This is a genomic window from Paenibacillus sp. SEL3 (genome assembly GCF_054602585.1).
Genome location: NZ_CM137725.1, coordinates 6,357,278 through 6,372,670, shown reverse-complemented (window position 1 = coordinate 6,372,670; position 15,393 = coordinate 6,357,278). Strand labels below are relative to the sequence as shown.

Genomic DNA, 15,393 nt, shown 5'->3' with positions numbered 1-15,393 from the left:
GCCGGGAGTATATTTATGACTCCCCTAAAATTTGAGAGGAGTTTAGCGATGGCAAAATGGCATGTAGAAGATCAAGGTACTCAATATAGTATTGAGTACAAGCGTAGCTTAACTGGCGGGAAAATTATTGTGAATGGAAGCGAGCAGAAGGTTAAAAGCCAGAATGCATTTTTGAACTTGATTGATTTTCCTATTAGATTGAAAGAAAAAGCTGTAAATGTTGTTGTCATTGGCAACAAAGCGGATTTAGCTGTGGACGGTGTATATCTTGGGTCCAATCAACCTTATGTTCCTGTGAGTAAAGTTCCGAGCTGGAGTTGGGCTTTTGTCGTGGTCAGCTTGGTTATAGGATTGCTATTTTCAGGGATTTTCGGTGTGTGTATAGGAATATTGGGCAGCATGTTTTACGTGAAATCATCTTTATCCATGCATCAAACCACCAATCGAAGAGTTGTAAATTGCTTTATTGTCTTTCTCATCATCAGCGTGATACAAATTGTTTTTGGAATTGCAGCGAATTCTTGGATTAACACGTTGTAAAATAGATCAACTTAGCCTAAGGTTGAAGCAAGAAGGCTCTCACGCATGAAGCGGTGAGAGCCTTTTTGCCGTGTTAGATCGCCCAATTTCCTTTACGGAAGATAGGTTCCTCAGTACCGTCCTCAGTAACGCCGTTGATGTCCATTTCACCTGAACCGATCATAAAGTCGACGTGAGTCAGACTGGAATTCAGGCCGTTGGCAGCCAACTGCTCTTGAGTCATATCCTTGCCGCCTTTAAGGTTAAATGCATAAGCATTACCGATGGCCAAGTGGTTAGAGGCATTTTCATCAAACAACGTATTATAGAATAAAATATTTTTATCAGAGATAGGTGACTTGTGAGGTACAAGAGCAACCTCACCCAGGTAGTGTGAACCTTCATCCATTTCTACGAGATGCTGAAGAGTTTCCAAACCGGTTTCTGCCTGAACATCGACAATACGTCCATTTTCAAAAGTCAGTGAAAAGTTGTCGATGATATTTCCGCTGTAGCTAAGTGGCTTGGTGCTGCTGACCTTACCGTTCACTCCCGTTTTAAGCGGAGCTGTAAACACTTCCTCAGTAGGCATATTGGCTACAAAAGTATGTCCCTGTTGGTTGACGCTTTCAGCCGCTACCCACAGATGATCTTTTGCCAATTCGATGGTGAGATCTGTGCCTGGAGCCAGATAATGCAGCTTTTTATAGCGTTTGGCATTTAAAATATCAGATTTACTGGAAAGGGTTTTCAAATGCTCTTTCCATGCCTCCACGGGGTTATCCAGATCCACACGCACGGTGCTGAAAATGGCATCCCACAGTTTATCCATTTGCTCGGAAGCTGGTAGATCAGGGAATACTTTGGCAGCCCATTCTGCAGAAGGATAAGCAATCAGAGACCAACTGAATTTGTCAGCCATTTGATATTCGCGGTATTGACGTAATTCATGTGACCGCACGCGCTGAGCAGCAGTAATTCGGCTGGACGGAATCCCCTGAAGCAAATCCGGATTTTCTGCAATGACATGGAGTACAGCTGCGCCATTTTCGACCTCTTCAGTCATTTCGGCTGCGTACCATTTGGGAGCAATATTAAAAGTTTCATCAGGAGCTAGTTCATACTGTAATCGAGTAATGGTCTCATCACTCCATTTTACTGTAACCAGCTTGGCTCCGGCAGTATACGCTGATTTGACGATAAGTCTCACGAGTTCGGCGGACAAAATTGGTGCATGAACGATGAGTGTCTGCCCAGGATGGACATTGGCGCCGACCCGAACGGCTAACTCGGCATATTTTTGCAATTTTTGTTGAAAATCTGACATGTAACTTTCCTCCATTTCACGAAAAGCCTTAAATAAGGCTTGGGTAACTTGCACAGTTTTTTTGCAAATTCCACACATAGCTTATATATTGTACAATGTAACGAAAAGGTTCACAAATTAGTTTTGGTACTATTTAGTGAAAATGAAAGGGCGGATAGATGAATGACAGAGCAAAATTCACCTCAGGAAGTGAAAGAAGTACATATTCAACAGGCACAAATGACAAGAGATGAGAATGGTGCTTATTTGGGCCAAGTGGTATTTGGAGTAGATGGGCAGAGTTCTGTATATGAAATCACATTCCACAGTAAAAGAGGAAAGGAATGGGATTACAGTCTCCATTTTGCGGGGGAGCCACGGGTGGAGGAAGAGATGCTGCAAATGGATAGCTGGATTGAAGAGAACGATGATTTATTCGACTATTTGCTAGATACGGCATGGAGCAAATTACCCGAGTAATGTAAACATGGTCTATTTTCTTGACAAGCGGATTATATTTAGCAGTGTCCGCATAATCTGCTGACATGGGGGAAGCCTAAAGGTCGATATTAACAGTAAATTCCATGTGAATAGGAGGGTGAAGCTTTGGCAAATCATCTGTTCACCGAAGGAATGACGGCAAATGAAGAGGCTGCTCCCGATCTCCTGAGCTTACGGACGCTATTTGTAAATATGTGTTTTATTGGGGAGCCAGGAAGCCGTTCCTGGGTGCTGGTGGATACGGGGATGACAGGATTTACGGACTCGATTATACGCCTGGCAGAGAAACGGTTCACTGGCCCTCCGATCGCTATTGTGCTTACACATGGTCATTTTGATCATGTAGGTTCGGTTATTGAGTTGGTACAGCATTGGGGTACACCTGTTTATGCACATCCTTTGGAATTACCTTATTTGACGGGAATGAAGGATTATCAAAAACCTGACCCTAGTGTAGGGGGAGGTTTAATGTCGGGCATTTCCTTCTTATACCCCAGTGATGCTATAGATCTCGATGATCGCATCACCTCCCTGCCCCAAGATGGCAGTGTCCCTGGTGCCCCTGGTTGGAAGTGGCTGCATACGCCAGGACATACACCTGGTCATGTATCGCTTTTTCATGAGCGAAGAAGGTTAATGGTGGCCGGTGACGCTTTTATTACGGTGAAACAGGAATCGGCACTGGCCGTTATTTTACAGGAAAAAGAAATACACGGGCCTCCTGCGTATTTTACAACAGATTGGCAAGCTGCGCAGCGCTCGGTGGAAATGCTGGCCAAGTTAAAGCCTGAGATTGCAGTTACAGGACATGGTCATTACATGCATGGTGCTGAGCTGACAGATCAGCTAGAGCGACTGGCAGGAGATTTTGAGCACATAGCTGTACCCAAACAAGGACGTTATGTGTAGTCATGTGTGAAGGACGATGCCTTGCGGGGCATCGTTTTTTGTGTGGACGTGGAATTTTTTTGCTCAGCATGGTATAGTCAAGCCAAAAGCTAAACGCTTTCATTAAACATCGTCATTTCATCAAGGAGGATTTTTTGATGACACAACAACATGCTGCAATTGGTGATCTTTATTATGGAATACCGGCGATTCGTCTTAAATTTGGACGATATGAAGCGGTTGCCCTGCCGGGAAACGGCGCAAATCTGATTTCTTTTCGTGACAATGAAACGGGATATTCTTTTCTGCGTGAGCCAGATGCTGAGAGCATAGAGGCTTTTAAGCAAAGCCCGTCCGTTTACGGAATTCCTTTCCTGTTCCCTCCGAATCGGTATGAGGATGGAAAATTCCTGTGGAATGGTGTTACATATGAGCTGCCGATAAATGAAGAGGCGACCCACAACCATCTGCACGGCTTTTTACACACTGTTCGGTGGGAGGTCGAGGACTACGGTTCCGGGGAGCAGGGCAGCTATGTGGTGATGAATCAGCATGTAAGGGAAGGACATCCCATGTTCCGCTATTTACCCTTCACCTTTACCATGAAACTAACGTACAGTCTGGACGAATTTGGCCTGCATCAGCGTTATGTGATCCATAACGAGGGCGATCAACCGATCCCCAATTTATTTGCCTTTCACACAGCGATTCGCGTTCCGTTCGTACCCGATAGCTCGCCTGAGGACTACAAGATTAAGGTCACAATCGGTGAGCGTCGTGAGCTGACGGAACGGTTGTTGGCCACAGGTCAGTTCCAGCCTTTATCTCCGGAAGAGGAACTGCTGAAGACGACGGGAGTTAGTCCTTATTTTGCCTCTATGGATAATCATTACACGGCAGCTCCGCAAAATGGACGCAACTACATGGAACTGACACACAGTAAGACAGGTGCTACCCTCGTATACGATGTAGGTACAGCTTATAAGCATTGGATGATCTGGAATAACAAAGCGAACAAGGAATTCATCTGTCCTGAGCCGCAAATGAACATGATCAATGCACCGAATCGTCCAGACCTACCAGCGGAGGAGATCGGATTGATAGCACTGGCTCCAGGCCATATTTTTGAAGCAACCAGCCGTTTGTATTGTATTACACCTAATAAATCGAAATCCTAGCATTTAAATTTATCCTTATAGGCCTGTATCGTGTCCAACGGTGCAGGCTTTATTTGGGGTTGTAAAGCACAGGTAAGGGCCAATGGGGAAGGAGGACGAAAAAGGTTGCAGAATGCCAAGCAGTCATAGTATGATACGAAACAGGAGATGATCAGATGAATTTTCCTTTTCAAGCCGTCAAACGCAAGCAAATCGCCGATGAAGTAGCTGAACAGCTGCAACGAAAAATTGCTACTGGTGAATGGGATGTGGGCACTAAGATTCCAACCGAACCTGAGCTCATGAAGCTATTCGGAGTCGGGCGATCTACAGTACGTGAAGCGGTTAGCGTTCTGGTGCATGCCGGTCTATTAGAGAAAAAGCAAGGACACGGAACTTTTGTTTGCCAACCGACAACTTCTCAAGAGCCATTGGATTACCGTCTAAGCCGTGCTGAAATTATTGAGGTTTATGAAGTGCGGAGTGTGTTGGAACTAGAGATTGCCAGATTGGCTGCGTTACGTCGTAAAGACGAGGATCTACGCTTGATGCGTGAGGCGCTGGATCGTCGTGCTGCAACCTTGGCCGCTGGAGATATGAACGGGTATTTGGATGCGGATATCACTTTTCACTTGGCTGTTGCCGGAGCTACACGCAATAAGGTGCTTACAGATGTATATGGCAGCTTTGTAGAGGCCATTCGCAAGGCGTTGAACAATCTCATTACCGATCCGGCGATGCAAAATCATTTTACTGTGCAGCATGAAAAAATATATGAAGCAATCCGAGATCAGGATGGCAAGGCTGCCGAGCTGTATAGTATTCAACATTTGGACGGCACCAAGCTGGAGCTGCAAAAGCATATGGGAAGTTCATAATTTTTTTACTCTTAAACATCAGATGATCGGATGAATGAAATCTTTAAACCTTCTGCTCGAGCATCTCCTAAAATCAAACCAAAGGTGGTATCTGTGTGCGCAAAATATGGGTGTTGGACACAACGTTAAGAGATGGAGAACAATCACCAGGAGTTAGCTTAACTAGCACGGAAAAGGTGGAAATTGCCCTTCAGCTGCAAAAATTAGGCGTAGATCGGATTGAGACCGGCTTTCCAGCAACCTCGCCTGGTGAGATCACCAGCATGCAGGAGATTGCCAAACAGGTTACCCAAGCGACACTGGTTGGTTTTGCGCGCTCGAAAGAACAGGATATTGATGCGGTCAGAGAGGCGCTACGAGGAGCAGAGGATGCCTGTCTTCATTTGTTTCTGGCTACCTCACCTATTCACCGCCACCATAAGCTTCGAATGGATAAAACGAAAGTATTAGAGACCGCTGCTGCTGCCATTCGTTATGGACGCAAGTATTTCAGCAAGGTAGAATTTTCAGCAGAGGACGCCAGTCGTACCGAACTGGACTTTATTTGTGAGGTCGTAGATATGGCGATTCGTGCTGGAGCGACAATCGTCAATTTACCGGATACGGTGGGATATGCCTCCCCGGATCAGTTCGGTGAAATGTTTAGAATTGTAAAACAACAAGTGCCCGGTATCGAAAAAATACAACTTAGCACACATTGTCATGACGATCTTGGTATGGCCACAGCTAACACGCTGGCGGCCATCCGTAATGGTGTAGACCAATTTGAAGGTACCATCAATGGCATCGGTGAGCGAGCCGGAAATACACCTATCGAAGAAGTTGCACTGGCCCTTGACACCAGAACCGAGCTTTATGGTGCACAAACGAGTCTGGTTTTAGAGGAACTGTATGCTACCAGTCGCCTGGTGAGCAAACGAACGGGGATGTCGGTGCCGGGAAACAAGGCCATTGTTGGAGCCAATGCGTTTGCTCACGAGTCTGGTATACACCAAGACGGGATGCTTAAAGAGCGTACAACATATGAGATCGTGTCCCCTGAGCGTATTGGTCTGAAGACGAGTAAACTTGTGTTGGGCAAGCACTCGGGTCGACATGCATTTAAAGAAAAACTGGCGGACATGGGGTTTGATGCTTTGACGGAGGAACAGCTGCAAGAGACGTTCCGCAAATTCAAAGCATTGACGGATAAGAAAAAACAGGTGTTGGATGAAGACTTGCTCGTCCTGATGGACGAAAGCCGCAATGCCTCGCCTCAAATGTACACACTGGATTCCATTCAGGTGTCTTATGGTAATCAGTCGGTTCCAGTCGCATCCATTCGATTGGGTAAACAAGATGGGACAGCAATTGATGAAGTGGCAATGGGTAACGGTTCTGTAGATGCGATTTTCCATGCTATAGACAAGGCCAGTGGTGAAGAGGTGGAGTTGGAGGATTATTCGATCCAATCTGTAACTTATGGCAAAGACGCATTGGGGGAAGTGCACGCCATTTTGAGGCAAGGAGAGTACACAGCTCTGGGAAGAGGCACAAGTACTGATATTTTGGAAGCTAGCGCCAAAGCTTACATCGATGCGCTGAACAAGCTACTGGGCAGAAAAGAAGTACATGCCAAAAGCAATATCACCATTAGTTGATCCTAGTGGTCAGGCTTGTAGACGAATTTTCCTTCTTCCTCCTCTGGCCTCATCGTAAAAAAGCGCTTGCAAAATAAATGATAACATTTGAAATTTAATGTATAATAGGCAAGAGAGATCACCATATTTTGTCTGAATTACATAGGCCAAGAGGAGGAAATGAGTTGAACTACCGCATTGAAAAGGATACGTTGGGCGAAATCAAAGTACCGGCAGACCGTCTGTGGGGAGCGCAAACACAGCGCAGCAAGGAAAATTTCCCGATTGGCTCGGAGAAAATGCCATTAGAGGTCATACAGGCGTTCGCGGTGCTTAAAAAGAGCGCGGCGATCAGTAACTATAAGCTGGGTAAGCTATCACAGGAGAAGCAGGACGCGATTATTTATGCAGCGGACGAGATTCTCGCAGGGCGGGTTGATGACCATTTCCCGTTGGTTGTATGGCAGACAGGGAGCGGAACGCAGTCCAATATGAATGTGAATGAAGTGATTGCTCATCTGGGGAGCCAATGGTTACAAGAGCAAGGAAAGGATGCGAAGCTGCATCCCAATGACGATGTTAACATGTCGCAAAGCTCGAATGATACGTTTCCCACGGCGCTTCATGTAGCGGGTGTCATTGCAGTGGAAGACCGTTTGTTGCCTGCCATCGATAAGCTGAAAGAGACTTTTCAACAGAAGTCAGAGCAATTCAAGGATATTATAAAAATTGGACGAACCCATTTACAAGATGCGACACCGCTTACGCTGGGTCAGGAAATAAGTGGTTGGTATGCCATGCTGGACAAGAGCAAGCGAATGATCATCGACACGGTGCAATACATGAAGGAGCTGGCGATTGGCGGTACAGCGGTGGGGACTGGAATTAATGCTCATCCAGAGTTTGGCTCCCGAACCTCAGCGGAAATTTCCAGTTTCACTGGCAAAACGTTCACTTCCGCACCCAATAAATTTCATGCACTGACTAGCCACGATGAAGTGGTGGCCGTACATGGAGCAGTCAAAGCGCTCGCTGCCGATTTGATGAAAATCGCCAATGATGTTCGTTGGCTGGCAAGTGGTCCGCGTAGCGGCTTGGGCGAAATCACGATTCCTGCTAACGAGCCAGGTAGCTCCATCATGCCCGGCAAGGTGAATCCGACCCAGAGTGAAGCACTGACGATGGTCGTTACACAAGTCATGGGGAATGATGCAGCTATCGGCTTTGCAGCAAGTCAGGGTAATTTTGAACTGAACGTGTTTAAGCCAGTCATTATATACAATTTTTTGCAGTCTGTTCATCTGCTGGCCGATTCCATCATTGCTTTTAATGACAACTGTGCCGTTGGCATCGAGCCTGATCTCACGAAGATTGAGCACAATTTGAATAATTCACTGATGCTGGTGACGGCATTGAATCCACATATCGGATATGAAAATGCCGCTAAAATCGCCAAACTTGCACATGCAGAAGGGCTGTCCCTAAAAGAAGCGGCACTCCGCAGCGGACTGTTGACTGAAGAACAGTTCGATCAATATGTTGTACCTGCGCATATGATTCATCCTAAAGCCTAAAGCACGACGATTGTCTCTGCTTAAGCTTTATAAAAAATATACAAACCAGCTCATGGAGTGCGATTTAGCACAAACCATGAGCTGGATTTTTTATTTTATTATATAATTTTTTGTTTAGAATTAGTATTCTGTGTGATTTGAGGGTATATAGATAAAAGGCGAAAAATTGAACATCTATTTTCAAGATAGGAGAAGCCGTATGGAACAGACAACCGTTATTAATTTTATTGTGCTTTTGCTGTCCGGCTTGCTGCTGGTCGGTGTGCTGACTACCAAATTTTCCAGCCGTTTCGGTATGCCTGCGCTCGTATTGTTTATTGCCGTAGGTATGGTGCTCAGTCAGTTTATTTATTTTGATAATGCCTTTATCACACAGCTAGTTGGCATTCTCGCGCTCATTGTAATCTTGTTTGAAGGCGGGATGCAGACAAAGTTTGCAGATGTTAAGCCGGTTATTCGACCTGCACTGTCATTATCAACGTTAGGGGTCATCATTACGACCGTAGTCATTGGCGTCTGCGCCAAGTTTATTTTAGGCGTAAGCTGGATGGAATCCATGCTGTTTGGCGCTATTGTTGGTTCGACGGATGCGGCAGCCGTGTTTTCCGTTCTAGGAGGTAAAAACATCAAAAAGCGAATTACCTCGACGCTTGAAGCGGAATCCGGTAGTAATGACCCGATGGCTGTATTTCTCACAGTAACATTGATTGAGCTGATACATCACCCTGAGCAATCCATTTGGATACATATCTTGTTATTTTTATGGGAAATGGGCTTTGGTTTAGCCGTTGGTTTTGTACTCGGACGCTTAGGTGTATATGCCATTAATAAAATGAATTTTGATTCATCCGGTTTGTATCCTGTGATGGCATTGGCATTTGCGGTCTTGACGTATGCGGCGGCATCGTTACTAGAGGCAAGCGGATTGCTGGCAGTGTATGTCATGGCCATTGTATTGGGAAATTCCGACTTGACCTACAAGCGATCTATTATTCATTTTAACAATGGCTTCGCCTGGATGGTGCAGATTATGATGTTTGTCCTGCTCGGGTTATTGGTCTTTCCCGATCAATTGCTGGGCATTGCATGGCAAAGCTTGGCGCTCTCCTTCATCCTCATGCTCGTGGCTCGTCCAATAGGCGTGTTCCTAAGCTTGCTTTTTTCCAGGTACTCTGTGCGCGAGAAAACACTGTTATCCTGGGCAGGACTGCGTGGGGCGGTACCTATTGTACTCGCAACCTATCCTTTACTGGATGAGATGGATGTAGGACCCTTGTTTTTTAATGTTGTATTTTTCGTCGTGCTCACTTCTGCGATTATTCAAGGTACCACTATTTCGTGGCTAGCGGTGAAGCTTGGCTTGATGGACCCTAACGAGACGTCGTCTCCATCACTGCTGGAATTAGTTTCACTGGGAAAAACTACTTCGGAAATCAACCACATTCAGGTACAAAATGGGATGTCGATAGCGGGCAAAGCGATTCAGGATATACAGTTGCCTGAAGATATTTTATTCACAGCCATCATTCGGAACGAGCAAATTATTGCCCCGAGAGGCACGACGGTGATTGAACCGGGCGATACTTTGTACGTGCTTAGTCCCAAACTCAAGCGACAGCAGATGAAAGAGCTGTTCATGCTGGTCGAACCGGAGGCTGCTCCGTAAATAGGATATCACCCCTACATTTCAGTCCTTCACATTTATGTGAAGGACTTTTTAATGTATTCTTTTTCAGAGTGGATGAATCTGTTAAAAAATTGACACTATCATTCTACAAAATTAGTTTATGATATTGTCGTTAGATGTCGCAGCCTATCGTTACGGATCATTTGATGGGCAATAGTGATGAAATACGATAGAAGTCACCAAACAGGAGAGATGATAAATGAAACCGGAAGTCTTGCCACAGCGTGCAGCAGCTCGCAGGCAGAAAAATAAGAAAAAGAAACGAAAAGGAAAATTTGGTCGCTTTATGCTGCGACTTTTTATTGTATTCCTGTTAGCGGGAATTGGGGGTGGTGCATGGTTGTTTTTAACCCCTTCTGGCAAGGACATGCGCTATTTGGCTGCGGACACGCTGATTACGACTCAGCATCGTCACTGGGCGAAATATTTTATCGGCGAAGCAGAAGCGAAGAAACGAGTGGCTGAATATTCGGCCCGGTTCGAAGAGATGGGTGAGGAGAAGGATAGACATACAATCAACTTGCCTGATCTGATACCTACCAAAGTACAGCAAACGCCGTTGGTTGAAGTGGAAGAAGTGTCGGGTCGTAACTATCATGGCTATGTTATGACGGTGCATGACCCCACTAAAATTAGGCTCGGGGTTCCTGCTAAAGTCGGCCGGGGAGAACATGTATCTAGCATGGTCGAGCGTTTGGGGGCTGTTGCTGGCGTAAATGGCGGTGGCTTTGCTGACCCCAACTGGAATGGGAATGGTTTTAAACCGATTGGCGTTGTCATTTCCCAGGGTAAGATATACTACAATGATATGGGTAGAAATGCCTCTGTTCAAATCGTAGGTATTGATAAACAGGGGAAAATGATAGCCGGTCACTATTCGTTGTCCGAGTTGTCCAAAATGAATGTGCAAGAAGCGGTTACTTTTCAACCACGCCTAATCGTGAATGGGAAAGGTCTGATTCGTAATGCAAGCGAGGGGTGGGGAATTGCCCCCCGTACCGCAATGGGGCAAAGAGCAGACGGTGCCATTATATTCGTGACCATCGACGGTCGTCAGCCTGGGTACAGCATAGGTGCCAACTTGTATGATATGCAAAATATTTTGCTTAAACATGGAGCGGTTATCGGTGCTAATCTGGATGGAGGTTCTTCAACGGTGCTAGTCAAGGATAATGCCATTGTAAACAAGCCTTCTTCTGAATACGGAGAGCGCTATTTGCCGACTGCGTTTCTCGTATTTGAGCATCCAGAGACCGTTAGTATCCCGAACATATGGGAAGGTTTGAATCCTGGAGACATTGACGCAGCCAAAAAGAGATAGATCGGGAATGAACTAGTTCATTAAGTGAACGGAGACTGATGATGAAGCTAAAACGAGCAGGATTTCAGCGATTGTTTGTCGCCTTGTTAATGCTATCCTTACTCTTGACCACAATGCATCAGGCGGCTGCCGAAGCTACTAAACAGGGTGCCATAGCGTCTCAATCAACGCAGTTCATAGATATTGTTATAAACGGACAACCTATAGACAGCAAGGCTAAACCTCTATTGATCGACGGAAAGCTCATGGTTCCGCTTAAACCTTTAGCCGAAGCTGTAGGTGCAACCTACCACTGGGATGTCAAAAAGAAGCAGATTACGCTACAAAAGTGGGCAGAACCCTTGGTTCTTAAGGAGCAATCACGTAAGAACCAGTAGCAACTTACCTTTGAGGTTGTAAGTGAAGAAGTATATATATCTCTGAGAGATGTTTCGCTTGATTTAGGTTATACGTTGGAGAAGTTCACTACAGGATGGGGAGACAGCAGTACCACTTTCTATGGGCGTATTACTACGGATAAAAAAGAAGAACTGCTGGGTACTACTGGTGATCCGATAACTGGACTCCCGGCTAATACCAAACAAATTATGAAAACCTTCAAGCTGCCGTGGGAATCGCGTACAGATGCCCAGCAGGTGATGGAATAAGTTAAAAGCAGCAATAGCAAATGAAAATATAAGAAGCGCGGATCGTTGAAGTAAAGATACTTCCGGTACGCGCTTTTTTCGATAGGATTTGTACTTTTGTTGCTTCGTGCTTGCGTAAATATCTATTAAGCATCATTATTTGCTTCGAGAAACACGGAGATCAGAATTCGGGCGTTGTTTTCTCCCACATTTTTGACATAGTGGGGGATGGCTGCTCTCCAGCTAAAGGAATCTCCTGCTTCCAGGGTAGCTGTATCCTCGCCTTGCTCCACGTATACCGTGCCCTCCAAGATAAAATGAATCTCATCCCCTGCATGAGCATGCTCTTCTTCTGTAGATGAGCCGGGCGGCATTTCAACGAGCATCATTTTGACGTTACCCTGACCCCCCAAATGATCGACCTGGAGCTTGTTTTTACCATATAAGGTTTTACGGCGCTCGTCCTTGCGAATCACTTGCATGCGTTCCTCATCTTTAAGAAGCAGAAAAGCAAGAGGTACGTTCAGCGCATTAGCGATGCTGTCCAATGTAGCAATGGAAGGTGAGGTTTTATTATTTTCTACTTGACTCATAAACCCTTGCGATAGTCCGGTTCGTTCGCATATTTGCTGAATGGATAAATTTTTACGTTTACGAGCAGCGCGTATGTTGCATCCTATACTCATAGAGCGTTCCTCCTTTAAGAAAATATAATGTATACTAATGTAATATTTATCATACCAAATATTTTGTTGACAGACCACAGTTTCTTATGATAAATTCACATTACAAAATAATTATTTCTATTACTAATAATTCGAGTTTGATTCACATTCATGTGTTGCGGCATAGATTCAGACAGTATTATTTTTTTAACCAAATTATTAGTAATATAAATTAATTATTCATATGCACTTGTATGAGTGTAATAAACAAACAGAATGGAGAGATAAATATGAGTTCAGCAAGCAGAAACATTTCTACAATTATGCGGGTGGCGCTGGGAATTTTGTTTTTGGCACATGGAATTGCTAAATTCCAAATGGGGTTGGGTAATGTAGCAGGCTGGTTTTCCAGCATTGGCGTTCCAGGATTTTTAGGTTATGTCATTGCGGTGATTGAGTTGGTCGGCGGAATTGCATTGATTCTTGGATTACTTACCCGCTATGTATCTGGGCTATTTGTGATTGTTTTGATCGGCGCTATTTTTACAGCAAAATTGTCCGGCGGGTTGATGGGGAATGGCCAAGGAGCTGGCTATGAACTGGATATTGCTTTTATTCTTGTAGCACTTCATCTGGTATTTGCACCAACGACTCGCTTGTCTCTGGATTCGTTGATCGGCCGTCGTGAGTCAACCGAACAATAATTTTTGAATAGCTTTAGTCCTCCAATCCATGTAGAAAGAGGGAAATCTCATGACAGCACATATTCATGACAACACCAAAATCGGGCAGGTTTCATTAAAAGTAAGCAACTTGGAACGTTCTATTCAATATTATACAGAGGTCGTTGGTTTTCAGCTGCTGCGTCAAACGGCGGATACCGCTGAATTGACTGTCGATGGGAAGCATGCGTTACTGATCCTTAACTATATTGAAAATGCAGTTATTCTGCCGCGCCAGTCCGCAGCCGGATTATACCACTTTGCTATTCTTCTACCGAACCGTGTAGCTCTGGGCCTGTCTTTACGTAATCTGCTGGCTCATGAGATTGAAATCGGACAGGGAGACCATGATGTAAGTGAAGCCCTATATATCCATGACCCCGATAATAACGGAATTGAAATCTATGCAGATCGTCCCCATGATCAGTGGAAAAAGGATGCAAATGGATTTTACATGATGGGAACAGATCCCGTGGATGCAGAAGATTTGGTTGCGATTTCCGAGAATTTACCTTGGCAGGGACTACCTCAGGGAACGGTAATCGGGCACGTCCACTTCCATGTGTCTAATTTGCTCAAAGCACAGCAATTTTATTGCGATGTGCTTGGCTTTGACATTACGTGCCGGTATGGCTCTTCAGCCTTATTCGTTTCCGCAGGTGGTTACCACCACCATATGGGCTTGAATATATGGGCAGGTGAAGGAGCCCCACCAGCTCCTGAGCACGCTGCCGGACTGGATTATTTTGAATTGATCGTACCAGATCAGAATGAATTGAATGCCATTGTGGCTCGTTTAGAGGCAGCAGGCTATGGAGTGCAAGAACGCGATGGCGCCAAGTATGTAGCTGATCCGTTCCGCATTCAAATTAAACTGGTTAACGGTCAAATCTCGTAACATAGAAGGAACTCAACAGAAATAGAAAAGGGTATTCCTATAAGCCGTAAAGGCTGGGAATACCCTTTTTTCGTATACTAGAACAAGCTCCAATCCAAATCCCGAGACATCGTCTCCAGCAAGTGTACACCGGCTGTACTGTTTCCCATACGGTTCAGAGAAGGTCCAACCAGTCCAATGCCATAGCGTCCAGGTACCATCGTCATAATACTGCCTGATACGCCGCTTTTGGCAGGTAGTCCGACTTGAATGGCGAATTCCCCTGAAGCGTCATACATGCCGCATGTCGTCATAAATGTTTTGGCGATCTGTACATAGCGGCGGGGAATCAGCGGTATACCTGTCACCGGATCACGGCCGTTGTAGGCTAGTACAAGTCCCATGCGTGCTAAATCTGTACAGTTCAATTTGACAGCACAATGTCTGAAATAAACTTCAAGCACATCCTCCACATGACCTCTTAAAATACCTTTTTCCATTAGAAAATAAGCAAGGGAACGGTTTAAATGGCCTGTAGCTGATTCTGAATCGTAGACATCCTGATCATATTCCAATGTGTCATTGTGGGTGAGGAGGCGGAAAAATTGGAGAACACGGGCAAATTTCTCTTCTGGACTGTTCCCGCGAATCAGAGAGGAGATCGCGATTGCCCCCGCGTTAATCAGTGGGTTAAACGGAATCCCCGGCTCAACCAGTTCTAATTTTAGCATGGAATTAAAACGGTCTCCGGTAGGCTCCATCCCCACCTTAGAGAAGACAACGTCCTCTCCATTATCCATCAAGGCCAGAATGAGCGTAAATACCTTTGAAATACTTTGCATCGTAAATTGGATTTCCGTATCCCCGGCTACCACGGTTTCACCCGCACCGTTCATTACAACAACACCAAGCGCGTTGGCCGGGGCTTTGGACAGTTCGGGAATATATGCTGCTACCTTGCCATGAATATACTCATGACGGCTTTGTTCTACCCATTCCGGCAGTTTGGTCTGTAATCTCTGCCACTCCGATGTCATTTCTTTTCCTCCAGTC

16 protein-coding genes are annotated in these 15,393 nt (G+C 45.3%); 13 read left to right on the top strand and 3 right to left on the bottom strand.

The annotated features are described in order from the left end of the window. The first annotated feature begins 48 nt into the window (after positions 1-48). Positions 49-540: a hypothetical protein gene (locus tag ACYCS5_RS28645; protein WP_459760553.1), complete on the top strand. Its 492-nt coding sequence runs from the start codon at positions 49-51 to the stop codon at positions 538-540. Positions 541-613: 73 nt separating this feature from the next. Here ACYCS5_RS28645 and ACYCS5_RS28640 read toward each other — a convergent pair whose 3' ends face one another. After that, the gene (locus tag ACYCS5_RS28640) at positions 614-1,846 is read right to left on the bottom strand and encodes an aminopeptidase (RefSeq protein WP_039273168.1); all 1,233 of its coding nucleotides are present in this window, start codon (positions 1,844-1,846) and stop codon (positions 614-616) included. A gap of 162 nt (positions 1,847-2,008) precedes the next feature. Here ACYCS5_RS28640 and ACYCS5_RS28635 point away from each other — a divergent pair, with 162 nt between their 5' ends. The 10 genes from ACYCS5_RS28635 (at position 2,009) to ACYCS5_RS28590 (ending at position 12,097) form a co-directional block, all read left to right on the top strand. After that, positions 2,009-2,305, top strand: coding sequence for a hypothetical protein (locus ACYCS5_RS28635; protein WP_023988878.1), 297 nt, complete (start codon positions 2,009-2,011; stop codon positions 2,303-2,305). Positions 2,306-2,431: 126 nt separating this feature from the next. Next, entirely contained in the window at positions 2,432-3,235 is an 804-nt protein-coding gene (locus ACYCS5_RS28630) for an MBL fold metallo-hydrolase (protein ID WP_459760552.1), read from the top strand. Positions 3,236-3,372: 137 nt separating this feature from the next. Next, complete coding sequence (locus ACYCS5_RS28625) at positions 3,373-4,392, top strand: aldose 1-epimerase (protein ID WP_013310435.1); 1,020 nt, start codon at positions 3,373-3,375, stop codon at positions 4,390-4,392. 155 nt (positions 4,393-4,547) lie between these two features. After that, on the top strand, positions 4,548-5,249 hold the full coding sequence (locus ACYCS5_RS28620) for a FadR/GntR family transcriptional regulator (RefSeq protein WP_029517509.1): 702 nt from the start codon (positions 4,548-4,550) through the stop codon (positions 5,247-5,249). A 95-nt stretch (positions 5,250-5,344) separates the two neighbouring features. Further along, the gene (locus tag ACYCS5_RS28615; RefSeq protein ID WP_029517510.1) at positions 5,345-6,889 is read left to right on the top strand and encodes a 2-isopropylmalate synthase; all 1,545 of its coding nucleotides are present in this window, start codon (positions 5,345-5,347) and stop codon (positions 6,887-6,889) included. Between the two features lie 164 nt (positions 6,890-7,053). After that, positions 7,054-8,442 carry a class II fumarate hydratase gene (gene fumC, locus ACYCS5_RS28610; protein ID WP_318627324.1) on the top strand — a complete coding sequence of 463 codons (1,389 nt, stop codon included), beginning with the start codon at positions 7,054-7,056 and terminating at the stop codon, positions 8,440-8,442. A gap of 199 nt (positions 8,443-8,641) precedes the next feature. Then, complete coding sequence (locus ACYCS5_RS28605; protein ID WP_459760551.1) at positions 8,642-10,108, top strand: potassium/proton antiporter; 1,467 nt, start codon at positions 8,642-8,644, stop codon at positions 10,106-10,108. A 220-nt stretch (positions 10,109-10,328) separates the two neighbouring features. Next, positions 10,329-11,450 (top strand): phosphodiester glycosidase family protein, encoded by a 1,122-nt coding sequence (locus ACYCS5_RS28600; RefSeq protein ID WP_318627325.1) that lies wholly within the window; start codon positions 10,329-10,331, stop codon positions 11,448-11,450. 89 nt (positions 11,451-11,539) lie between these two features. Beyond that, positions 11,540-11,827 carry a stalk domain-containing protein gene (locus tag ACYCS5_RS28595; RefSeq protein ID WP_459760550.1) on the top strand — a complete coding sequence of 96 codons (288 nt, stop codon included), beginning with the start codon at positions 11,540-11,542 and terminating at the stop codon, positions 11,825-11,827. A gap of 75 nt (positions 11,828-11,902) precedes the next feature. Next, a complete protein-coding gene (locus tag ACYCS5_RS28590) occupies positions 11,903-12,097 on the top strand; it encodes a hypothetical protein (RefSeq protein ID WP_459760549.1) in 195 nt (64 codons plus the stop codon). A gap of 125 nt (positions 12,098-12,222) precedes the next feature. Here the strand turns inward: ACYCS5_RS28590 and ACYCS5_RS28585 are convergent, their stop codons facing one another. Further along, a complete protein-coding gene (locus ACYCS5_RS28585) occupies positions 12,223-12,762 on the bottom strand; it encodes a helix-turn-helix domain-containing protein (protein ID WP_341039399.1) in 540 nt (179 codons plus the stop codon). 269 nt (positions 12,763-13,031) lie between these two features. On the opposite strand from ACYCS5_RS28585, the gene ACYCS5_RS28580 reads away from it, so the two are divergent. Further along, positions 13,032-13,445, top strand: a complete 414-nt coding sequence (locus ACYCS5_RS28580; protein ID WP_039273147.1) for a DoxX family protein — start codon at positions 13,032-13,034, stop codon at positions 13,443-13,445. A 49-nt stretch (positions 13,446-13,494) separates the two neighbouring features. Further along, positions 13,495-14,361: a VOC family protein gene (locus ACYCS5_RS28575; RefSeq protein ID WP_459760548.1), complete on the top strand. Its 867-nt coding sequence runs from the start codon at positions 13,495-13,497 to the stop codon at positions 14,359-14,361. Between the two features lie 77 nt (positions 14,362-14,438). Here ACYCS5_RS28575 and glsA read toward each other — a convergent pair whose 3' ends face one another. After that, positions 14,439-15,377 (bottom strand): glutaminase A, encoded by a 939-nt coding sequence (gene glsA, locus ACYCS5_RS28570; RefSeq protein ID WP_029517518.1) that lies wholly within the window; start codon positions 15,375-15,377, stop codon positions 14,439-14,441. Positions 15,378-15,393 lie beyond the last annotated feature (16 nt).

Coding starts and splice junctions, on each gene's coding strand:
- ACYCS5_RS28575 (WP_459760548.1), top strand. CDS start 13,495: ATGACAGCACATATTCATGACAACACCAAAATCGGGCAGGTTTCATTA.
- ACYCS5_RS28640 (WP_039273168.1), bottom strand. CDS start 1,846: ATGTCAGATTTTCAACAAAAATTGCAAAAATATGCCGAGTTAGCCGTT.
- ACYCS5_RS28585 (WP_341039399.1), bottom strand. CDS start 12,762: ATGAGTATAGGATGCAACATACGCGCTGCTCGTAAACGTAAAAATTTA.
- ACYCS5_RS28635 (WP_023988878.1), top strand. CDS start 2,009: ATGACAGAGCAAAATTCACCTCAGGAAGTGAAAGAAGTACATATTCAA.
- ACYCS5_RS28605 (WP_459760551.1), top strand. CDS start 8,642: ATGGAACAGACAACCGTTATTAATTTTATTGTGCTTTTGCTGTCCGGC.
- ACYCS5_RS28580 (WP_039273147.1), top strand. CDS start 13,032: ATGAGTTCAGCAAGCAGAAACATTTCTACAATTATGCGGGTGGCGCTG.
- ACYCS5_RS28645 (WP_459760553.1), top strand. CDS start 49: ATGGCAAAATGGCATGTAGAAGATCAAGGTACTCAATATAGTATTGAG.
- ACYCS5_RS28595 (WP_459760550.1), top strand. CDS start 11,540: ATGCTATCCTTACTCTTGACCACAATGCATCAGGCGGCTGCCGAAGCT.
- glsA (WP_029517518.1), bottom strand. CDS start 15,377: ATGACATCGGAGTGGCAGAGATTACAGACCAAACTGCCGGAATGGGTA.
- ACYCS5_RS28600 (WP_318627325.1), top strand. CDS start 10,329: ATGAAACCGGAAGTCTTGCCACAGCGTGCAGCAGCTCGCAGGCAGAAA.
- ACYCS5_RS28625 (WP_013310435.1), top strand. CDS start 3,373: ATGACACAACAACATGCTGCAATTGGTGATCTTTATTATGGAATACCG.
- ACYCS5_RS28620 (WP_029517509.1), top strand. CDS start 4,548: ATGAATTTTCCTTTTCAAGCCGTCAAACGCAAGCAAATCGCCGATGAA.